The 19,070-nt window shown below is 64.4% G+C and carries 19 protein-coding genes; 12 read left to right on the forward strand and 7 right to left on the reverse strand.

The features are described from left to right. The first annotated feature begins 11 nt into the window (after positions 1-11). Positions 12-281, forward strand: a complete 270-nt coding sequence (locus ACNJX9_RS04795; RefSeq protein ID WP_057759663.1) for a hypothetical protein — start codon at positions 12-14, stop codon at positions 279-281. Positions 282-462: 181 nt separating this feature from the next. Then, the gene (locus ACNJX9_RS04800; RefSeq protein WP_439407995.1) at positions 463-1,209 is read left to right on the forward strand and encodes an OmpW/AlkL family protein; all 747 of its coding nucleotides are present in this window, start codon (positions 463-465) and stop codon (positions 1,207-1,209) included. 73 nt (positions 1,210-1,282) lie between these two features. Here ACNJX9_RS04800 and ACNJX9_RS04805 read toward each other — a convergent pair whose 3' ends face one another. Together ACNJX9_RS04805 and ACNJX9_RS04810 are read right to left on the reverse strand one after the other, a co-directional pair. Further along, positions 1,283-1,468: a hypothetical protein gene (locus ACNJX9_RS04805; RefSeq protein ID WP_439407996.1), complete on the reverse strand. Its 186-nt coding sequence runs from the start codon at positions 1,466-1,468 to the stop codon at positions 1,283-1,285. 135 nt (positions 1,469-1,603) lie between these two features. After that, positions 1,604-2,299, reverse strand: a complete 696-nt coding sequence (locus ACNJX9_RS04810) for a DUF1013 domain-containing protein (RefSeq protein ID WP_057759654.1) — start codon at positions 2,297-2,299, stop codon at positions 1,604-1,606. A 258-nt stretch (positions 2,300-2,557) separates the two neighbouring features. Between ACNJX9_RS04810 and ispH the strand changes: the two genes are divergently transcribed. From ispH to rnhA, 3 genes are read left to right on the forward strand one after another with little or no spacing between them, the layout of a single operon-like run. Next, positions 2,558-3,526, forward strand: a complete 969-nt coding sequence (gene ispH, locus ACNJX9_RS04815) for a 4-hydroxy-3-methylbut-2-enyl diphosphate reductase (RefSeq protein WP_271603686.1) — start codon at positions 2,558-2,560, stop codon at positions 3,524-3,526. A gap of 6 nt (positions 3,527-3,532) precedes the next feature. Beyond that, positions 3,533-4,516 carry a homoserine kinase gene (locus ACNJX9_RS04820; protein ID WP_439407997.1) on the forward strand — a complete coding sequence of 328 codons (984 nt, stop codon included), beginning with the start codon at positions 3,533-3,535 and terminating at the stop codon, positions 4,514-4,516. Further along, a complete protein-coding gene (gene rnhA, locus ACNJX9_RS04825; protein WP_439407998.1) occupies positions 4,513-4,977 on the forward strand; it encodes a ribonuclease HI in 465 nt (154 codons plus the stop codon). The genes ACNJX9_RS04820 and rnhA overlap by 4 nt, the downstream gene beginning before the upstream one ends. A gap of 224 nt (positions 4,978-5,201) precedes the next feature. Here the strand turns inward: rnhA and ACNJX9_RS04830 are convergent, their stop codons facing one another. The 4 genes from ACNJX9_RS04830 to ACNJX9_RS04845 form a co-directional block, all read right to left on the reverse strand. Beyond that, positions 5,202-5,687 carry a peroxiredoxin gene (locus ACNJX9_RS04830; protein WP_057759644.1) on the reverse strand — a complete coding sequence of 162 codons (486 nt, stop codon included), beginning with the start codon at positions 5,685-5,687 and terminating at the stop codon, positions 5,202-5,204. Positions 5,688-5,943: 256 nt separating this feature from the next. Further along, positions 5,944-7,629, reverse strand: coding sequence for a long-chain fatty acid--CoA ligase (locus tag ACNJX9_RS04835; RefSeq protein ID WP_057759641.1), 1,686 nt, complete (start codon positions 7,627-7,629; stop codon positions 5,944-5,946). Positions 7,630-7,814: 185 nt separating this feature from the next. Continuing rightward, complete coding sequence (locus ACNJX9_RS04840; RefSeq protein ID WP_439407999.1) at positions 7,815-9,266, reverse strand: D-alanyl-D-alanine carboxypeptidase family protein; 1,452 nt, start codon at positions 9,264-9,266, stop codon at positions 7,815-7,817. Positions 9,267-9,442: 176 nt separating this feature from the next. Further along, the gene (locus tag ACNJX9_RS04845) at positions 9,443-11,248 is read right to left on the reverse strand and encodes a glucan ABC transporter ATP-binding protein/ permease (RefSeq protein WP_439408000.1); all 1,806 of its coding nucleotides are present in this window, start codon (positions 11,246-11,248) and stop codon (positions 9,443-9,445) included. 303 nt (positions 11,249-11,551) lie between these two features. On the opposite strand from ACNJX9_RS04845, the gene ACNJX9_RS04850 reads away from it, so the two are divergent. The 7 genes from ACNJX9_RS04850 to ACNJX9_RS04880 all read left to right on the forward strand — a co-directional run bounded on the left by ACNJX9_RS04850 (position 11,552) and on the right by ACNJX9_RS04880 (position 17,075). Then, complete coding sequence (locus ACNJX9_RS04850; RefSeq protein WP_057759632.1) at positions 11,552-11,917, forward strand: hypothetical protein; 366 nt, start codon at positions 11,552-11,554, stop codon at positions 11,915-11,917. Between the two features lie 118 nt (positions 11,918-12,035). Beyond that, entirely contained in the window at positions 12,036-12,440 is a 405-nt protein-coding gene (hisE, locus tag ACNJX9_RS04855) for a phosphoribosyl-ATP diphosphatase (RefSeq protein WP_057759627.1), read from the forward strand. A 35-nt stretch (positions 12,441-12,475) separates the two neighbouring features. Then, the gene (locus tag ACNJX9_RS04860) at positions 12,476-13,078 is read left to right on the forward strand and encodes a YqaA family protein (protein WP_162268471.1); all 603 of its coding nucleotides are present in this window, start codon (positions 12,476-12,478) and stop codon (positions 13,076-13,078) included. Between the two features lie 38 nt (positions 13,079-13,116). Next, entirely contained in the window at positions 13,117-13,644 is a 528-nt protein-coding gene (locus ACNJX9_RS04865) for a hypothetical protein (protein WP_439408001.1), read from the forward strand. Between the two features lie 29 nt (positions 13,645-13,673). Then, positions 13,674-15,074 (forward strand): aspartate ammonia-lyase, encoded by a 1,401-nt coding sequence (locus tag ACNJX9_RS04870; RefSeq protein WP_057759621.1) that lies wholly within the window; start codon positions 13,674-13,676, stop codon positions 15,072-15,074. 247 nt (positions 15,075-15,321) lie between these two features. Continuing rightward, positions 15,322-16,290 (forward strand): NAD(P)H-dependent flavin oxidoreductase, encoded by a 969-nt coding sequence (locus ACNJX9_RS04875; protein ID WP_439408002.1) that lies wholly within the window; start codon positions 15,322-15,324, stop codon positions 16,288-16,290. 11 nt (positions 16,291-16,301) lie between these two features. After that, positions 16,302-17,075 (forward strand): thioesterase family protein, encoded by a 774-nt coding sequence (locus ACNJX9_RS04880; RefSeq protein ID WP_439408003.1) that lies wholly within the window; start codon positions 16,302-16,304, stop codon positions 17,073-17,075. A 408-nt stretch (positions 17,076-17,483) separates the two neighbouring features. Here ACNJX9_RS04880 and ACNJX9_RS04885 read toward each other — a convergent pair whose 3' ends face one another. Beyond that, a complete protein-coding gene (locus ACNJX9_RS04885; protein ID WP_439408004.1) occupies positions 17,484-19,046 on the reverse strand; it encodes an AMP-binding protein in 1,563 nt (520 codons plus the stop codon). Between the last annotated feature and the right edge of the window lie 24 nt (positions 19,047-19,070).

Here is a 19,070-nt window from a genome sequence, read left to right on the forward strand (position 1 = left end):
GGGGACCTGCTATGTCACTCGCCACCGCGCCGCGGCTGCTCGTTGCCGTGGGCTTCGCCCTCGCTCTCTCCGCCTGTGCGGGGCGTTACCAGACGCCGACCGCGATGGGTGGCGACGACGACGATGCGGTGTGCCAGGGCCGCGGCCTCGCGGTCGGCTCGCCGGAATATGTGGCCTGCCGCAAGGACCGCGACGTCCAGCGCAATGCGGCGCTCGCCCGCTCCGACCGCCGCCAGCGCGATCTCGGCGAATACATGCTGAACCATCCGGAGCGGCCCTGACATCGGCTGCGGTACTATCCTGCGCGCGACGGCTGGCCTTGACGTGACTCATCTGCAACGCCACGGCCAAATCGTGTCGCGCCTGTCCTGATTTGATCGGCATCAAATCCTTCCCCAGCGCCTTTCTGCTCTGACCCTGATGTCGCGCAACGAAGCGCGCTTATGGTTGAAGGGGATTGAAATGCAGAGAACGATAAGAAACTTGGCGCGGCTGGCGGCGCTTGGCGCCGCCTTCGCGGCGGCTGTTGAGTTCGCGCAGGCGGCCGACTTGCCTGTCTACACGAAGGCCCCGCCGCCGGCGGAGAGTTTCAATCCCTGGATGATACGTCTGCGCGTGCTCGGCGTCCTGCCGGATGCCGGCGGCTCGACCGTCAATGTCGCGGGCGTCCCGACGCTGTCGTCGCCGAATTCCGGTCTGTCGATCAGCAACCAGGCTGTGCCCGAGCTCGACATCAGCTACTTCTTCACGAAGAACATCGCGGCCGAGCTCATCCTCGGCGTCACCAGGCATTCCATCAGCGGCACCGGTTCGCTCGCCAACCTGCCGATCGGCAAGACCACGCTGCTGCCGCCGACGCTGACGCTGCAATATCACTTCGACAATTTCGGTGCGTTCAAGCCCTATATCGGCGCCGGTGTGAACTATACGGTGTTCTTCAACAACTCGGCCGCCAACACCCCCGCCGCCATCGTCGGTCCGCCCGCCATCGTCGCCACCACGACTGCGCTGCATGTCAGCAACCAATGGGGCGGCGCCGTGCAGTTCGGTTTCGACTACATGCTCGACCGGCACTGGGGCCTCAACGTCGACGTGAAGAAGCTCTGGCTGCGTCCAGATTATTCGGCGACGGTCAGCGGCCTGCCCGTGACGGGCACCGCACATATCGACCCATGGCTGGTCGGAGGCGGTGTTACCTACAAGTTCTGATGACGTTTCGCGGTGCCGGGACAACCCCGGCGCTGCGACCTTGTCGTCGTTCGCCGCGGCGAGGGGCGCGCGGCTATCTCGCATGCAAGGTCCGCGGATGCCGCTCGTGCAAGAGCTTCGCCAATGCGTCGCGATCCTCCGGGCGGTCTTTGACGGCAATTTCGAAAAGGGCTTCCTGGACATCGCGGGGCATATCGCCCCACACAGCCAGAGCAGCGCGCCCCAGCATCAGCGCAAAATGGTCTTCGTCATCCCGCATTGCTGATCCTCCGCGTTGAACACAATGCGAGGTCAGCCGCAACGTTCCCTGCGCGAGCCTGCGAGGGTTCGGTTGCGCAAAATAAAACGCGGCGGATCGCTCCGCCGCGTTCGAACCGGATGCGAGGGACGGAGCCTACTCCTCCTCTTCCTCGTGCTTCTTGCCGCCGAGGGTCTTGAGCTTGGCGAACACGGCGTCGACGTTGAGGTCGTCGCTCGACTTCTCCGACGACTCGTACTCGTCCTTCTTGGTGGTCTCGGACGCCGGCAGCAGGGTGGCGCCGCCGTAATTGGCGTCAACAGGCTTTTCCTTGGCGGCGCGCGCCACTTCGAAATCGAGCTCGATCTGCGAGCAAAGGCCGAGGGTCACCGGGTCGATCGGGGTCAGCTGCGAGGTGTTCCAGTGGGTGCGGTCGCGGACGCTGGCGATCGTGCTCTTGGTGGTGCCGACCAGGCGCATGATCTGAGCATCCTTGAGCTCGGGATGGCTGCGCAGCAGCCAGAGGATGGCGCTGGGACGCTCGTGACGGCGCGATACCGGGGTGTAGCGCGGGCCCTTGCGCTTGGGCTGGGGCGGCAGCACGACCTTGCTCTCCTGGAGACGGAGCCGGTAGTCCTGGTTCTTCTCGCCCTTCTCGATTTCCTCGCGGGTCAGCTGGCCGTTGGAAATCGGGTCCATGCCCTTGATGCCCTGGGCGGCGTCGCCGTCGGCGATCGCGCGCACCTCGAGGGGATGCATCTTGGTGAAATCGGCGACCTGGTCGAAGGTCAGCGCGGTGTTGTCGAGCAGCCAGACGGCGGTCGCCTTGGGCATCAGAGGTGCGTTGCTCATGGCAAATCTCCTTTGTGCTTCGCCCACCCCCTCAGGAGGCGAAACCGGTGGTCATCAGCGATGACAGGGAATTCGCGCTATATAAGCCCGGAGGGGGTAGCCACGCAATGGTTCTGCTATAGATAGTGCCTTGACAGCGTCTGAAAGGGGGCCCAATTCCCTCTGAAGCCGCCGTAGGCCCTTAAGCTTTAGCCCCTGTTCCATCCACCGACCGTCTTCCGCCCGTATTGCCGGGTGATTCGGTCCCGAGATCGCTCAATGTCAGCCAAACCAGACCTCAAGATCGTGCTTTGTTCTCCCCGCGGCTTCTGCGCCGGGGTGGTCCGGGCGATCGACACCGTGGAACGGGCGCTCGATAAGTATGGCGCCCCCGTCTACGTTCGCCATGAGATTGTGCATAACAAATACGTCGTCGACGGGTTGAAAAAGAAGGGCGCCATCTTCGTCGAGGAGCTGGCGGAGATCCCGGAGAACACGACCGCGCCGGTGGTGTTCTCGGCCCATGGCGTGCCGAAGTCGGTTCCCGCCGACGCCCAGTCCCGCAATCTTTTCTCGCTGGATGCGACCTGCCCGCTGGTGACCAAGGTCCACCGCGAGGCCGCGATCCACTTCAAGCGAGGCCGCGAGATCTTCCTGATCGGCCACTCGCATCATCCTGAAGTGGTCGGCACGCTCGGCCAGCTGCCGGTCGGCGCGGTCACCCTGATCGAGACCGCCGAGGACGCCAAGACCATCAATCCGAAGGACCCGAACAATCTGGCCTTCGTGACCCAGACCACGCTGTCGATCGACGACACCGCGGAGATCGTGGCGCTGCTCAAGGAGCGCTTCCCGAACATCAACGGCCCGCACAAGGAAGACATCTGCTACGCCACCACCAACCGCCAGCTCGCGGTGAAGAAGGTGGCGCCGGTGGTGGACGCCCTGATCGTGGTCGGCGCGCCGAACTCGTCGAACTCGCAGCGCCTGCGCGAGGTCGCCGAGCGCGAGGGCTGCAAGATCGCCGTGCTGGCGCAGCGCGCCGCCGACATCGACTGGACCAAGTTCGGCAACATCACGAGCCTCGGCATCACCGCGGGCGCGTCGGCGCCGGAAGTGATCGTCGAGGAGATCATGGACGCCTTCGCCGAGCGCTACACGCTGCATGTGGAGACGGTCTCGGCCGCGGAAGAGAACGAGTTCTTCCCGCTGCCGCGCCAGGTGCGCCCCGAAGCCGCCGCCGAGTAGTCTTGCATGGCGGTCTACACCGACGTTGCCGCCGACGAGCTTGCGGATTTCCTGAAGCAATACGATCTCGGCGAACTGCTCTCCTACAAGGGCATCGCCGAGGGCGTCGAGAACACCAATTTCCTGCTGCATACGACCAAAGGGTCGTTCATCCTCACGCTCTACGAAAAGCGCGTGGCGAAGAACGATCTGCCGTTCTTCCTCGCGCTGATGACGCATCTGGCCGAGCACGGCGTGAGCTGCCCGTTGCCGGTGAAGGCCAGGGATGGCGAGCCGCTGCACGAGTTGCAGGGACGGCCCGCCGCGATCATCACTTTTCTCGAAGGCATCTGGCCGCGCAAGCCGAACGCTGTGCATTGCGCCGGTGTCGGCGAGGGCCTCGCCCGCATGCATCTGGCCGGCGCCGATTTCGCGATCAAGCGCGCCAACGCGTTGTCTGTCGCGGGTTGGCGGCCGCTGTTCGATGCAGCTGCGGATCGCGCCGACGAGGTGCAGCCGGACCTGCGCGCGTTTCTTTCGGCCGAGCTCGACTATCTCTCGGGCGGCGTCTGGCCGACCGATCTGCCCGAAGGCGTGATCCACGCCGATCTCTTCAACGACAACGTCTTCTTCCTCGGCGACAAGCTGTCGGGCATCATCGACTTCACCTTCGCCTGCAACGACATGCTGGCCTATGACGTCGCGATCTGCCTGAACGCCTGGTGCTTCGAGCCGGATCATTCCTTCAACGTCACCAAAGCGCGCGCCTTCCTCAACGCCTACGGGCGGGTGAGAAAGCTTTCCGAGGCCGAGGAGGCCGCGCTGCCGCTGCTGGCGCGGGGCGCCGCGATCCGCTTCCTGCTGACGCGGCTGGTCGACTGGCTCAACGTGCCTCCCGGCGCGCTGGTGAAGCCGAAGGATCCGCTGGAATATTTTCGCAAGCTGCGCTTCCATCAGAGCGTCTCCAGCGCGAGGGATTATGGGCTGATGCCGTCAGGACTGGTCGCGTGAGCGAGCTCCCCAATGTCACGATCTTCACCGACGGCGCCTGCTCGGGCAATCCCGGGCCCGGCGGCTGGGGCGCGATCCTGAAGTTCGGCGACAAGGAAAAAGAGCTGAACGGCGGCCAGCCACACACCACCAACAACCAGATGGAGTTGATGGCGGCGATCTCCGCGCTGGAAGCGCTGAAGAAGCCGTGCACCGTCGACCTCTACACCGACAGCCAGTATGTCCGGCAGGGCATCACCGGCTGGATCCACGGCTGGAAGCGCAACGGCTGGCGCACCGCCGACAAGAAGCCGGTGAAGAACGTCGAGTTATGGCAGCGCCTCGATGCGGCGCTGAAAGCGCACCAGGTGCGCTGGCACTGGGTCAAGGGCCACGCCGGCCACCCGGAGAACGAACGCGCCGATCAATTGGCGCGGGACGGGATCTTAAAGGCGAGGCTGCAGCAGCGGCTGGCGGAGTAGGTGTCATTCCGGGGCGCCCGAAGGGCGAGCCCGGAATCCATTCCTCTCCGCGCTCTGACGTGAGATGGATTCCGGGCTCGCGCTGCGCGCGCCCCGGAATGACGAGAGACTTAGAGTCTCGTAGGGTGGGCAAAGCGAAGCGTGCCCACGTTCTTCCAATTGGGGACGATGGTGGGCACGGCGCTGACGCGCCTTTGCCCACCCTACGGCACTTCTGCCGTGGCTCAGAGTTGCCCCAGCAGCGTATCGCCGCCCGACACCTCGACCTTGCCGGGCATCGCCTCGAGGTTCAGCTTCTTGACCACGCCGTCCTCGACCAGCATCGAATAGCGCTTGGAGCGGATGCCGAGGCCGTTGGCGGAGGCATCGAGCTCCATGCCGATTGCCTTGGTGAAGTCGGCATTGCCGTCGGCGAGGAAGATCGCCTCGTCACGCTGGTCGGTGTCGCGCTTCCAGGCATTCATGACGAAAGCGTCGTTGACAGAGACGATGGCGATGGTGTCGACGCCCTTGTCCTTCATGGCGTAGGCGTTGAGGAAAATGCTCGGCAGATGCATCTTGTGGCAGGTGCCGGTGTAGGCGCCGGGCACGGCGAACAGCGCCACTTTCTTGCCCTTGAAGATATCGTCGGTGGTCTTCACCTGCGGGCCTTCCGCCGTCATCACGCGGAATTTCGTCTCGGGCAGCTTGTCGCCAACTTGGATCGCCATGGTCGTTTCTCCATTGAAAGAGGCCGCCAGAGTTCTAGAGCATTTTACCACCGGAGGGAAACGGCTGTAATGAGCCGATGCTGCCAATTCTCGGCATTGCGAGCCAACGGGTCCGCGCGAAGCGCGGCCCGATGACAGGTTCCGCGAAGCAATCCAAGCTGTGTCCGTGGAGGGATTCTGGATTGCTTCGTCGCAAGAGCTCCTCGCAATGACGACGGGGCGCGTCGTCGCGCCCCGTCGTACCGTTGGCGACGTCCTACGCCGCCTGGGCCTTCTTCTGGTCGCGTAGCTCGCGGCGGAGGATCTTGCCGACATTGGTCTTGGGCAAGTCGGTGCGGAATTCGATGTGCTTGGGTACCTTGTAGCCGGTGAGCTGCTCGTGACAGAACTTGATCACGTCCTCGGCCGTGAGGTTCGGATCCTTCTTCACCACAAAGGCCTTCACCGCTTCGCCCGATTTGGCGTCGGGGATACCGATCACGGCGCATTCCAGCACGCCCGGATGGCTCGCGATCACTTCCTCGATCTCGTTCGGATAGACATTGAAGCCGGAGACCAGGATCATGTCCTTCTTGCGGTCGACGATCTTGGTGTAGCCCTTCTCGTCCATGATGCCGATGTCGCCGGTGCGGAAATAGCCGTCCGCGGTCATCACCTTGGCGGTCTCTTCCGGCCTGTTCCAGTAGCCGGCCATCACCTGCGGGCCCTTGGCGCAGATCTCGCCCGGCTGGCCGAGCGGCACCTCGTTGCCCTCGTCGTCGCGGATCGAGATGTAAGTCGACGGCACGGGGATGCCGATGGTGCCATTGAACTCAGCATTGGTCGCGGTGTTGCAGGTCAGCGTCGGCGAGGTCTCCGACAGACCGTAGCCTTCGGCGATCGAGCAGCCCGTGATCGCCTTCCACTGCTCGGCCACCGGACGCTGCACGGCCATGCCGCCGCCGTTCGAGATCTTCAGCTTGGAGAAGTCGAGCTTCTTGAAGTCAGGGTGATGCATCAGGCCGTTGTAAAGCGTGTTGACGGCCGGGAAGCTATTGACCTGGTATTTTGCCAGCTCCTTGATGAAGCCCGCGATGTCGCGCGGGTTCGGGATCAGGAGATTGCAGCCGCCGGCACGCACCGCGAGCAGGTAGCAGGCCGTCAGCGCGAAGATGTGATAGAGCGGCAGCGCGCACACGATCATCAGCTGCTCGACATGCGGCGGCTGAGCCAGCGCCGGCTGCAGCCAGGCGTCGTTCTGCAACACGTTGGCGACGATGTTGCGATGGAGCAGCGTAGCGCCCTTGGAGACGCCGGTGGTGCCGCCGGTATATTGCAGGAAAGCGACGTCGCCAGGCGAGAGCTTTGGCTTGTTGAAGGTCTGGCCGCGGCCCGCCGCGAGCGCATCGTTGAAGGACACCGCGCCGGGCAGCGCGAAGGCCGGCACCATCTTCTTGACGCGGCGAACGACGAGATTGACGATCACACCCTTGAAGCCGAGCAGATCGCCCATGCTGGCGACGATGACGTGCTTGACCGGGGTCTTCGCAATCACCTGCTCGACGGTGTGGGCAAAGTTCTCCAGCACGATGATGGCTTCGGCGCCGGAATCCTTGAGCTGATGCTCGAGCTCGCGCGGGGTGTAGAGCGGGTTGACGTTGACCACGGCAAAGCCGGCACGCAGCACGGCTGCGGTGGCCACGGGGTATTGCAGCACGTTCGGCATCATGACCGCGACGCGGGCGCCGCGCTGCAGGCCGCGGCCCTGCAAATAGGCGGCGAGCGCCAGCGACATCTGGTCGAGGTCGCGATAGGTGATCGCCTTGTCCATGCAGATGAACGCCTTGCGGTCGGCGAACTTCGCAAAGCTCTCCTCCAAGAGATCGACCAGCGATGCGTATTGCGTCGGCTCGATATCAGCGGGCACGCCGGGCGGATATTGCTTGAGCCAGATGCGCTCCATGGAAACTCCCCTCTCTTAACGTCAGTGCCCGTTGTGTCCCGGGCTGCCTCATTGCCGCCAGTATCGAGCCTGCCGGAACGGCTGGCAAGCGGTCGAGGCTTAGGGCAAAGGCCGGGAGGTGGCTACTGGAATCGTCGCAAGTCGCTGCCGCAGCTGCGAAGTGCGGCCGGGCCTGGAGCGTTAACCTAGCTGTTGTTGGGCGCGGGCTTCGACGCAGGCTTTGTCGCGGCCTTGGGTTTTGCAGGTTTGGCAGCCTGATCGCCGCTCGCCGCCGCCTTGTCCGCAGCGGGCTTGTTGGCAACAGGCTTGTTCTCAGCAGGTCTGGCCGCGGCATGCTTGCTCGCGGCCGGCTTTGCCGCGCTCTTTGCATCACTTTTTGCCGTGACGTCGGGCTTGGCGGCTGCCGTCTTGGCTTCGCTGCCGGCGTCGGGCTTCTTGGCGACGCGCGACTTCTTGCCACGCGCCTTCGGCGTGGCCTGCTGGTCGGCGTCGGCTGCGACGGCCGCGACGAGGGCCGCGCCTGTGCGGGTCGGGCCGGTATAGACCACCACGGGCTCCACAGCCTCCGCGGCCGAGGCCATCAGGTCGGACGCCTTCATCAGCGGCGGCTGGAGGCCGGCGGTGAAGAACGTGACCTTGGCTTCGCCGCCGGTCAGAGAGGTCGATCCGCTGCCATTGGTCGCGATCAACGCATCATCGTCGTCGCTGGCCGGATGTTTGCGGTGACCACCGCACATCTCCTCACGCAGGTTCGGCGGCGAGGCATCGACGGGCACGAGGTTTTCGACAGTGCCGAGCGAGGGGCGCAGCCACGACAGATTGTCCTGGCTGAAGCCGCGCTCGAGCAGCTGCGCCGCCTTCACCGCGCGCGCGGTGCCGGAATTGGCGCCGAGCACCACCGCGATCAGGCGGCGGCCGTTGCGCGTGGCCGAGGCCACGAGGTTGTAGCCGGAGGCACAGATGAAGCCGGTCTTGAAACCATCGGCGCCGGGATAGCGGCCGATCAGCTTGTTGAAGTTCGGCGTGATCCGCTTGCCGAAGCGGATCGCCGGGATGTGCACGAAGTACTCGTATTCGGGCAGGTCGCGGAGGAACGAGCGGGCGAGAATGCCGAGGTCGCGCGCCGAGGTGACGTGTCCGTCCGCGGGCAGCCCGTTCGGATTGACGTAGTTGGTCTGCGTCATGCCGAGCTTCTTCGCGGTGTCGTTCATCATCACCGAGAAGCCGTCGATCGATCCGCCGAGGCCTTCGGCCAGCACCACGGCCATGTCGTTCGCCGACTTGACCATCATCATCTTCAGCGCGTTGTCGACGGTGAGCTGTGTTCCCGGACGCAGGCCCATCTTCGAGGGCGACTGCGAGGCGGCCGTCGGCGACACCGTCAGCAGCGTGTCGAGTGTGATCTTGCCGTCCTTCACGGCCTTCAGCGTCACATAGGCGGTCATGATCTTGGTGACGGAGGCCGGATACCAGGGAATGGTGGCGTTCTCGGCCTGCAGCACCTTGCCGCTGTCGGCTTCGATCAGCAGCAACGCTTCGGCATTGACGGCGCGCGGCACGACAAGCGCACCGACGGCGAGCGTCGCGGCGAACAGGTTGAACAGGGATTTGCGAAGCAGCGGGCGAAAGGCGTGCACTATCCGATTCCGGTCCTTGGAGAGCCGCTGGTTCCACGCGGTTCTCGTGATCTGACGTTCGGTTTTGAAATCCAGCGCCGCCGCTCGCGGCAGCGCAAACCTATACCGGCTCGTGCGTCGAGAATAGGGGCTTCAAGGCGGTATTCCGCAATGAAATAGGCCGAATTTCGACAGTGCTACGGGGACTTGACGGCAGCGGAAGCTGCCTCCGCGGCACCTGCGCTGCCCCGCGCGGCCCGGGCTTGTTCCTGCACCATGAACTGGGCTCTGGCGAGCTCGGCAAAATGGCCGCCTTTGGCGACGAGTTCATCGAAAGTTCCGCTTTCGATCACCCGCCCGTTCTCGAACACCAGGATCCGCGTGGCATTGCGGATGGTGGAGAGGCGGTGGGCGATGACGAAGGTGGTGCGGCCCTTCATCACTTCATCGAGAGCGGCGTTCACCTTGGTCTCGGTCACGGCATCGAGCGCGCTGGTCGCCTCGTCCAGGATCAGGATCGGCGGGTCCTTCAGCAGCGCTCGTGCGATCGACAGTCGCTGCCGCTCGCCGCCGGAGAGCATGCGGCCGCGCTCGCCGGCATTGGTCGCAAAGCCGCCGCTCCGCTCGATGAAGTCGAGCGCCTGCGCGCGCTCCGCCGCCTTGCGCATCTCGGCTTCGGTCGCATCCGGCTTGCCGACGCGTAAGTTCTCCTCGATCGAGCGGTTGAACAGCAGCGCTTCCTGGAACACGACGCCGATATTCCGCCGCAGCGATGTCAGCGTCACGCCGCGCACGTCCATGCCGTCGATCCTGATGAAGCCGGATTGCGGATCGAAGGCACGGTGCAGCAGCGCGATCGCGGTCGACTTGCCGGCGCCGGTCGGGCCGACCAGCGCGATGGTCTGGCCAGGCAGTGCGGTGAAGGAGAGATCCTCGACCGCAGGCCGTTTGCCGTCATAGGAGAAGGTGACGTCGTTGAATTCGACGAGGCCGGAGAGCCGGCCTGCATCGATCGCGTCCGGTCGGTCGTGCACCGCGGGCACGGCATCGAGCACATTGAAGAACTCGCGCAGGCGCGGTGCCTCCATGAAGACGCTGTTGATGAAGCTCACCACTTGCTCCAGCTTCTGGATCAGCAGTGTGGCGAAGCTGACGAACATCACGATCTCGCCGACCGAGGTCAGGCCTTGATCGTGCAGGGCGATGCCGAGCGTGAAGATCGCGAGCACGGTGACGGTGGTGGAGGCGCGCGTGATCACCGTGACCAACGCCCACCACGACAGCACCGGCATTTGCGCCGCGAGCAGCTCGTCGGCGACCGAGCGCAAGCCCTTCACCTCGGATTCGACCCGCACGAAGCTCTGCACCAGCGCGACATTGCCGAGCGCGTCGGAGGCGCGTGCGGAGAGCTCGCTGTAATGCTCCTCGACCGCCATTTGCATGCCGAAGGTCCTGCGTACGACGAAGGTTGTCAGGGCGGTGAAAACGACGCAGAGCACGAACAGGAGGATCGCGAGTCGCCAGTTCAGATAGAGCGACAGCGGTAGCAGCACCACGACCGAGAGGATCGCGGCAAAATGCTCACGGAAGAAGCCGAGCCAGAGCCGCCACAGCGCGTCCGTGCCGTTGAGCATGACCTTCATCAGCCGTCCCGAATGGGTGCCGGAATGGAAGGTCAGCGGCAGCTGCAGGATGTGCTCGAAATAGCTGGTCAGCACCGCCTGGCGCTGGCGATGGGAAAGCCGGTCGGCTTGCAGGGCCACGAGCGCGCTGCAGGCGATGGTGAACAGTCCGAAGGCGACCCAGGCGGCGAGGAACGGCCAGGCCGAGTTCGAGCCTGCGACCGTCTTGCCGGAGAGCACGTCGACGATCCGCCCGAACAGCACCGGTTCGGCGAATTGCGAGCCGGCCAGCAGCAGATTGGCGAATGCCAGCAGCCAGCCCAGCCGCGCCTCCTTGCCGAGCAGTTCGAGAACGCGGGTGTAGAGACGGAAAATGGACATGAGGCAGGCGCTGACCCAGGCAGGCGGTATGATCTTGAGGTGACATTCTAAACTGGGATCGCCGGCGAGATACAGCGGAAGCTTTGTTCTATCCCGATCTCTCGCCGGGGGCGCTGAGAAGCGGCATGCCGGGGTTTGCCTGCATCACCTAACCTGAACGGGAGATGAGCGGCGGTCGCGTCACGATCACGCAAGCCCGTTCAGCTTGTGTTGGGATTGGGGAACCTAACTTGGGCAACAGGTGTTTGAGAGCCATGAGCCTGTCTCGAGGCACCAACGAAGGTCCCAAGGAGGGTCCAGGACATGTTTGACCGATTTTCAAAATTTGCCGGCCGCAAGGCCGTTCTCGCCACTGCCGCGGTGCTGGCACTGACCAGTGTCGCCCCCACCGCCTCGTTCGCCGGAGGCCGCCACTGGCATGGCGGCGGCGGCGCGGCCTTGGCCGGTGCAGCGATTGCCGGCGCCATCGGTACCGGGCTTGCGATCGCCGCGACCCGCGACGCCTACGCCTATGATCCGGGTCCGGGCTACTACTACGACAGCGCCCCGGCCTACTACAGCGGCCCCGCCTATGGTCCCGGCTATTATTATGGGTCGGGCTATGCAGAGCAGTATGGCGGCTACACCAAGGTCTGCTCCCACGGCTGGTCCGGCTACGCTTGCTATTGACCGGTCGGCCACAAGCCTATCCACCAACAAGCCGGCGCGCTTGCCGCGCCGGCTTGTTTTTCGCTTTTGTTGTCGCGTGTTAACGTGTCTACCATTGGTTTAGAGTAGTTTTGCGTAAATGAGTGATTCGCTTGAGCGGCTATATCTGGCTGTGCTCGCGGCCAGGGATCTTGATCCGGCAACATCGCGCACCGCCCGGCTGTTTCAGCGTGGGCCCTCCAAAATGGCGAAGAAGCTGGCGGAAGAGGCGATCGAGGTCGTGATCGATGCGGTCAACGGCGACGCCAAGGCCGTGGTCCGGGAAAGCGCCGACCTGCTCTACAATCTCACCGTGCTCTGGGCGTCCGCAGGCGTCCGCCCCGAAGACGTCTGGCGCGAGATGTCGCGGCGTGAGGACATGCTCGGCATCGCCGAAAAGCTGCCGAAGTCGCCGATGAAGCTGCCTAAGGTCGCCTCACCGAGCATCTCCAGGCGGCGGCCTATTGTCGCGCTGGAAGGCCGCGCGGCGCGAAAAAGGCATTAAATCGTCACAAAACTCGCGATGGACAAATCCGTCCCATGGTGCTTCATCGCGGCGCCATGCTGAAACGTATCTACGACTGGTGCATCGACGCCGCCCACAAGCCTTACGCACTCTGGATCATGGGTGCCGTGGCTTTCGCCGAAAGCTCCTTTTTTCCCGTTCCCCCGGATGTGATGCTGATCCCGATGTCCCTGGCGCGCCCGCAGCGCGCCTGGGTCTATGCGGCGATCTGCACCGCGACGTCGGTGCTGGGCGGCCTGCTCGGCTATGCCATCGGCGCGCTGCTGTTTGACTCGGTCGGCCACTGGCTGATCCAGGTCTATGGCCTCGGCGACAAGGTCGACGCTTTCCGCGCCTCCTATGCCCAGTGGGGCGCCATCATCATCCTGCTCAAGGGCTTGACGCCGATCCCCTACAAGCTCGTCACCATCACCTCGGGCTTTGCCGGCTACAATCTCGCTCTTTTCGTGCTGTGCTCGATCGTCGCGCGCGGCGGACGCTTTTTCATCGTGGCGATCCTGCTCAACCGCTATGGCGACTGGATCCGGGAGCGCATCGAGCGGCATCTCGGTCTGTGGGTCGCGCTCGGTGCTGCCGTGCTGGTGCTCGGCTTTGTTGTGGCGATCAAGCTGATCTGAACTTTGCCGCCGCGCCAGCGTCGGCTACGGTTGGTCTCATGATGGTTCGATCCGCCAATCCGGCCGTGCGGCTCGGGACGCTGATGTCAGCAGTGCTGCTCCTGCTCGGTGCCGGCGGGATCGGGTGGGCGCAATCGGTGCCGCAATCGCTGGGCGTGCAGGAGCAGGGGCCTCAGGCCGCGCCGCCGCCCGCCCCCTCAGCGCCGCCCGCGCCAGCGGAAAACCCCGGGCTGATCAATGAAATGGGCAAGCTGTTCGACAAGCTGCCCTCGATCCTGCCGCCGATCAAAAGCCCAAGCGAGGCCATGAACGACCTGTCGCGGCTGGCGACGCCGTCGACCATGGTCTCCGGTCGCGCGGCCTGCCCGATCTCCTCCAACGGTGCGCCCGACTGCAAGCTCGCCGCCAACCAGCTCTGCCAGAGCAAGGGCTACAAGGAAGGCAAGAGCCTCAACACCGATTCCGCCGAGAAGTGCTCGGCCAAGGTTCTCATTCCGGGCAGGCAACGCAAGCCGGATGATTGCCGCACCGATACCGTCGTCACCAGCGCGCTGTGCCAGAACTAGGGACGTCGCGCGAGCAGCAAGGAGCGCCCATGAGCCGTACGGAGCAGGATTTCCTCGGACCGCGTGAGATCGCCGACGACATCTACTACGGCGTCCAGACTATCAGGGGGAAGGAGAACTTCCACATCACCGGCATTCCGATGAGCCAGGAGCCTTACTTCGTGAAGGCGCTGGGTTACGTCAAGAAGGCCGCGGCGATGGCCAATCGCGACCTCGGCGCGATCGACGCCAAGGTCGCCGATGCCATCATCCTCGGCTGCGACCGCGTCATCGCCGGCGACATGATGGACCAGTTCGTCACCGACTTCATCCAGGGCGGCGCCGGCACCTCGACCAACATGAACGCCAACGAGGTGATCGCCAACCTCGCGCTGGAATCGCTCGGCTTCCACAAGGGCGACTACCAGCATGTCAGCCCGAACGACCACGTCAATTACGGCCAGTCGACCAACGACACCTATCCGACCGCGTTTCGGCTGGCGCTGATCCTGCGCCTCGAGAGCTACATGACGGCGCTGCGCCAGCTGCAGGAGGCCTTCTTCGCCAAGGGCCGCGAATTCGACCGCGTCCTGAAGATGGGCCGCACCCATCTGCAGGACGCGGTGCCGATGTCGCTCGGCGCCGAATTCCGCGGATGGGGGACCACGATCGGCGAGGAGGTCGACCGCATCTCGGAGGCGCGCGCGCTGCTGCGCGAGATCAATCTCGGCGCAACCGCGATCGGCACGTCGGTGACGGCGGCGGTCGGCTATCCCAAGCTCGCTGTCAGGCATTTGAGCGCGCTGACCGGCGTCGATTTCATCCTCGCCGGCGACCTCGTCGAGGCGACCTCGGACACCGGCGCCTATGTGCAACTCTCCGGCGTGCTGAAGCGCACCGCGAGCAAGCTGACCAAGATCTGCAACGACATCCGCCTGCTAGCCTCGGGCCCGCGTGCCGGCTTCAACGAGATCAACCTGCCGCAATTGCAGCCGGGCTCATCGATCATGCCGGGCAAGGTCAATCCCGTGATCCCCGAGGTCGTCAACCAGACCAGCTTCCTCGTTATCGGTCTCGACACCACGGTGACGCTGGCGGCATCCGCCGGCCAGCTCCAGCTCAACGTGATGGAGCCGGTGATCTCGTTCGCGCTGTTCTTCTCGATCCGCACCATGGAGCGCGCGGTCAACAGCCTGCGCGAGAATTGCGTCGTCGGCATCACCGCCAATGCGGAGCACACCCGCAACATGGTGCTGAACTCGCTCGGCATCGTCACCGTGCTGAAGCCGCTGCTCGGCTACAAGCAATGCGCCGAGATCGCGCGTGAAGGTTACAAGAGCGGCAAGTCGCTGCACCAGATCGTGGTGACCGAGCGCAAGCTGCTGACGCAGGAGAAATGGGACGAGATGTTCTCGTTCGAGCGGCTGATCAATCCGGATTTGATTTCCTGACGTCATTCCGGCGCGCGCCTCTTGGCGCGAGCCCGGAATCCATTCTGCAACTCGCGCCGAGGCCCGATGGATTTCCGGGCGCGACGCTGCGCCTCGCCCCGGAATGACGGGAGAGGAATTCCGTGCGTTGGAATTGCGAGTGCCGCGTCGGGCACGGCGTCACAACGCAATACTTGACAGTGGAAAGATTGCCTTGTTGGTATGGTCCCAACCTCTCATGCCTCCGCCAGCAAAGGATCGCGCCGCAATGTCCATGCCTGCTCTGTTCAAGGGACGCCTGTCGATCCCTGTGATCGGTTCGCCGCTCTTCATCATCTCGGTGCCGGACCTGGTGATCGCGCAGTGCAAGGCCGGCGTGGTGGGCTCGTTTCCGGCGCTGAACGCGCGGCCTCCGGAGCTGCTCGACGAGTGGCTGGCGCGGATCACCGAAGAGCTCGCGGCCTATGACCGCGCGCATCCCGACAAGCCGTCGGCGCCGTTCGCGGTCAACCAGATCGTGCACAAGTCGAACAACCGGCTCGATCACGACATGCAGCTTTGCGCCAAGCACAAGGTGCCAATGATCATCTCCTCGCTCGGCGCGCGCGAGGAGCTGAACCAGGCCGTGCACGGCTGGGGCGGTATCGTCTTCCACGACGTGATCAATCAAAAGTTTGCCCACAAGGCGATCGAGAAGGGCGCCGATGGCCTCATCCTGGTCGCGGCCGGCGCCGGCGGCCATGCCGGCACCATCTCGCCGCTGGCGTTCGTTGCAGAGACGCGCAAATGGTTCGACGGCCCGATAGCGCTGTCGGGCGCCATCGGCAATGGCAGGGCGATCCGCGCCGCGCGCATTCTCGGCGCCGACTTCGCCTATATCGGCTCGGCCTTCATCGCGACCAAGGAAGCCAATGCGGTCGACAAGTACAAGGAGATGATCGCCGGCTCGACGGCCGACGACATCGTTTATTCCAATCTTTTCACCGGCGTGCACGGCAATTACCTGAAGCCGTCGATCCTCGCCGCCGGCATGGATCCGGAAAACCTGCCGACGTCGGATCCCTCGAAGATGAATTTCGGCACCGACGCTTCCGGCGAGCGTGCCAAGCCGAAGGCCTGGAAGGAGATCTGGGGCTCCGGCCAGGGCATCGGCAGCATCGACGGCATTATCCCCGCTGCCGATCTGATCGCGCGCTTCAAGAAGGAATACGACGAGGCGATCGATCCGCCGTTGTGATGGCGCCCGCAATGAGTGCCATCTACCGCGTCGACGGCAACAGCGTCGTCACCAGCCCTGATGCCGCCGGCCCCTGGGACCGGCGCATGCAGCACGGCTCGGCGCCGTCGGCGCTGGTGACATGGGCGGCAGAGCGCATTGCGGCGCCTGTGCCGATGAACGTCGCGCGCGTCACCATCGATTTGATGCGGCCGGTGCCGGTTGCGCCGCTCACCATCGAGACCGAGGTGCTGCGCGAAGGTCGTAAGATCCAGCTTTGCGAGATCAAGCTCTTCGCCGACGATGTACAAGTCGTCGGCGCCACCGTTCTCAAGATCAGGCAGCAGTCACAGCCGTTGCCGGATGACGTCGGCGATCTGCCTGTTACCCTGCCGTCGCCCGAGGACTCGCTCGTCGAGGACGGCCACGGCGCGATCAGTCCGTTCGCGGGCATGGTCTCGATGCGCGCCGCGCGCGGCCGTTTCGGCCAGGCCGGCGCCGGCGCGATCTGGTTTCGTCTCGACCATCCGCTGGTCGAAGGCGAAGCGGTCTCGCAGGCGATGCGCGCCGTGGTCGCCGCCGATTTCTCCAACGGCACCGCCTCGACGCTCGACTTCCGGGCCTGGACCTACATCAATGCCGACCTCACGGTGAGCCTGGCGCGTCAGCCGGTGGGGGACTGGATCTTGCTCGATGGCGATTCCTGGATCGGCCCCGATGGTGCCGGCCTTGCGATGTCGCGTTTGGCTGATCGGCGGGGCTATTTCGGTCGCGCGGTGCAGAGCCTGGTGATCGAGAAGCGGTGAGTGTCACGGCAAGCACTGCCGTTGCTGCTGGGCCGATTGAACGGCAGGCTTCCGCCGCCGCGGAAGGGATGCTTGGTCATTTTCGACGCGGCATCCTGCCAGTTCAGAATCCGTAGAAGATCTTGATCTCCCACAGCACCACGATGATAGCCGTGATCAACGTGACCGCGGCGACTGCACTTTCCAGGGAAGCGACTCTCATGTCCCACTCCGCTTCCCAGCCCCATCAGCGGTCTAGTTGATTCCCGGATTCGCGGGCAATCGCGCCGGCCGCGCGGACACGCATTCGGCCGCGCATTGTGGTGTCGAGGCCACAACAGCACCGTATAATCCCGGGTGAAAGGGCTCAACATTCCCGGGATTTCGCGCAATGCGTGTCATCCGAACCGGTCGCTGCAATCAGGGAGATCACCCCACCATCCGGTCCCGCCCGCTCCAGAAGCCGGCGCGCAGCACCTTCTTGTCGACCTTGCCGACGCCGGTCATCGGCAGCTGCTTGACGAACTGGATCTGCTTCGGCGCGTGGGCCGAGCCCTTTCGCGTCCGCACCATGTTGATCAGCTCGTCCGGATCGGGCTTCGTACCCTCGCGCGGCACGACGATGGCGGTGACGGCCTCGCCCCATTTTTGGTCGGGTACGCCGACGACCGCGACCATCGCGACATCGGCATGTTGCGACAGCACGTCCTCCACCTCGCGCGGAAAGATGTTGAAGCCGCCGGTGACGATCATGTCCTTCTTGCGATCGAGGATGAACAGGTAGCCGCGCTCGTCCTGACGCGCGATGTCGCCGGTATGAACCCAGCCGTTCCTCAACGTCTCGGCGGTGATGTCAGGCCGCTTCCAGTACTCCGCCATCACGTGCGGCGCACGCACGCAGATCTCGCCGGCTTCGCCAATCTTCACCTCCTGGTCGTTGTCGTCGAGGATTTTGACCTCGCAGGCCGCGATCGGGAAGCCGCAGGACAGGAACAGCTCTGGCGTCCTGGGATCGTGATCCTTCTTGCGCAGCACCGAGACCGGATAGCATTCCGTTTGGCCGTAGAGCTGCGAGAACACCGGGCCGATGCGCTCGATGCCTTCGACGAGCCGGCTCGGCGACATCGCCGAGGCGCCGTAGAGCACGAGTTCGAGCGAGGACAGATCGGTCTTATCAAGCGCGGGATGATCGAGCAGCACATAGATCATGGTCGGCACGAACAGCGTGAAATCGATGCGCTCGCGCGCAATCGTCGCCAGCACGGCCTCGGGGTCGAAACCCTTCAGCATGTGCACGGTGCCGCCGCGCATCAGCGTCGGCAGCACCTTGGTGCCGGCGACGTGGCTGATCGGCGCCACCGTGAGGTAGCGCGCGGCGTCGGGGATTTCGAAATCGGCGAGGATCGCGCCGGCGGCTCCGGCGTTCTCGCGGTGATAGCGCAGCGCGCCCTTGGATTTGCCCGTGGTGCCGCCGGTGTAATTCAGTGTGGAGAGATCGTCGAGAGTTGCGAGGCACCGCGCGCTGGCGTGTCCAGCGCTCTCGATCGCCGCCAGCAGATCGACGCCGTACTCGGCCGGTCCCATCGTGAAGACAGCCTTGAGCAGGTTTGCCTTCGCGGCAAGCTCGCCGCCGCGATCGCGGAACGCAGCCACATCGACAACCAGCACCTGGGCCTCGGAATCCTCGAGCTGAAACAGCTGGTCCGTCTCCGATCCGAGGGGATGCAGCCAGGTGATGCAGCATCGCGACAATTGCGCGGCAACGCCGGCGCACCAGGTGTCGGCACGGTTGGCGGTGAGGAACGCGACGCGCGCACCCGGCTGCAGGCCGAGCCGCATGAATGCGCCCTGGATGCGTCCGATCAGATCGAGCGTGCCCTGATAGCTCAGCGATCCCCCGGGCCATGCGAAAGCGGTGCGGCCGGGATAGCGCGCCAGCGCCCGTAGCGTCTGCGCACAAGTCGGGGACGATGCGTGGAGCGGATCGGACATATGTTTCCTCGTTGCTTTGTCATC

Origin of the sequence: Bradyrhizobium sp. BLXBL-03 (assembly GCF_051853015.1) — a bacterium.
GTDB lineage: Bacteria > Pseudomonadota > Alphaproteobacteria > Rhizobiales > Xanthobacteraceae > Bradyrhizobium > Bradyrhizobium manausense.

What these genes read in the sequence shown, in the direction of transcription:
- ACNJX9_RS04795 (WP_057759663.1), top strand. Translation starts at nt 12, where the DNA reads ATGTCACTCGCCACCGCGCCGCGGCTGCTCGTTGCCGTGGGCTTCGCC.
- ACNJX9_RS04800 (WP_439407995.1), top strand. Translation starts at nt 463, where the DNA reads ATGCAGAGAACGATAAGAAACTTGGCGCGGCTGGCGGCGCTTGGCGCC.
- ACNJX9_RS04805 (WP_439407996.1), bottom strand. Translation starts at nt 1,468, where the DNA reads ATGCGGGATGACGAAGACCATTTTGCGCTGATGCTGGGGCGCGCTGCT.
- ACNJX9_RS04810 (WP_057759654.1), bottom strand. Translation starts at nt 2,299, where the DNA reads ATGAGCAACGCACCTCTGATGCCCAAGGCGACCGCCGTCTGGCTGCTC.
- ispH (WP_271603686.1), top strand. Translation starts at nt 2,558, where the DNA reads ATGTCAGCCAAACCAGACCTCAAGATCGTGCTTTGTTCTCCCCGCGGC.
- ACNJX9_RS04820 (WP_439407997.1), top strand. Translation starts at nt 3,533, where the DNA reads ATGGCGGTCTACACCGACGTTGCCGCCGACGAGCTTGCGGATTTCCTG.
- ACNJX9_RS04830 (WP_057759644.1), bottom strand. Translation starts at nt 5,687, where the DNA reads ATGGCGATCCAAGTTGGCGACAAGCTGCCCGAGACGAAATTCCGCGTG.
- ACNJX9_RS04835 (WP_057759641.1), bottom strand. Translation starts at nt 7,629, where the DNA reads ATGGAGCGCATCTGGCTCAAGCAATATCCGCCCGGCGTGCCCGCTGAT.
- ACNJX9_RS04845 (WP_439408000.1), bottom strand. Translation starts at nt 11,248, where the DNA reads ATGTCCATTTTCCGTCTCTACACCCGCGTTCTCGAACTGCTCGGCAAG.
- ACNJX9_RS04850 (WP_057759632.1), top strand. Translation starts at nt 11,552, where the DNA reads ATGTTTGACCGATTTTCAAAATTTGCCGGCCGCAAGGCCGTTCTCGCC.
- hisE (WP_057759627.1), top strand. Translation starts at nt 12,036, where the DNA reads ATGAGTGATTCGCTTGAGCGGCTATATCTGGCTGTGCTCGCGGCCAGG.
- ACNJX9_RS04860 (WP_162268471.1), top strand. Translation starts at nt 12,476, where the DNA reads ATGGTGCTTCATCGCGGCGCCATGCTGAAACGTATCTACGACTGGTGC.
- ACNJX9_RS04865 (WP_439408001.1), top strand. Translation starts at nt 13,117, where the DNA reads ATGATGGTTCGATCCGCCAATCCGGCCGTGCGGCTCGGGACGCTGATG.
- ACNJX9_RS04870 (WP_057759621.1), top strand. Translation starts at nt 13,674, where the DNA reads ATGAGCCGTACGGAGCAGGATTTCCTCGGACCGCGTGAGATCGCCGAC.
- ACNJX9_RS04875 (WP_439408002.1), top strand. Translation starts at nt 15,322, where the DNA reads ATGTCCATGCCTGCTCTGTTCAAGGGACGCCTGTCGATCCCTGTGATC.
- ACNJX9_RS04880 (WP_439408003.1), top strand. Translation starts at nt 16,302, where the DNA reads ATGAGTGCCATCTACCGCGTCGACGGCAACAGCGTCGTCACCAGCCCT.
- ACNJX9_RS04885 (WP_439408004.1), bottom strand. Translation starts at nt 19,046, where the DNA reads ATGTCCGATCCGCTCCACGCATCGTCCCCGACTTGTGCGCAGACGCTA.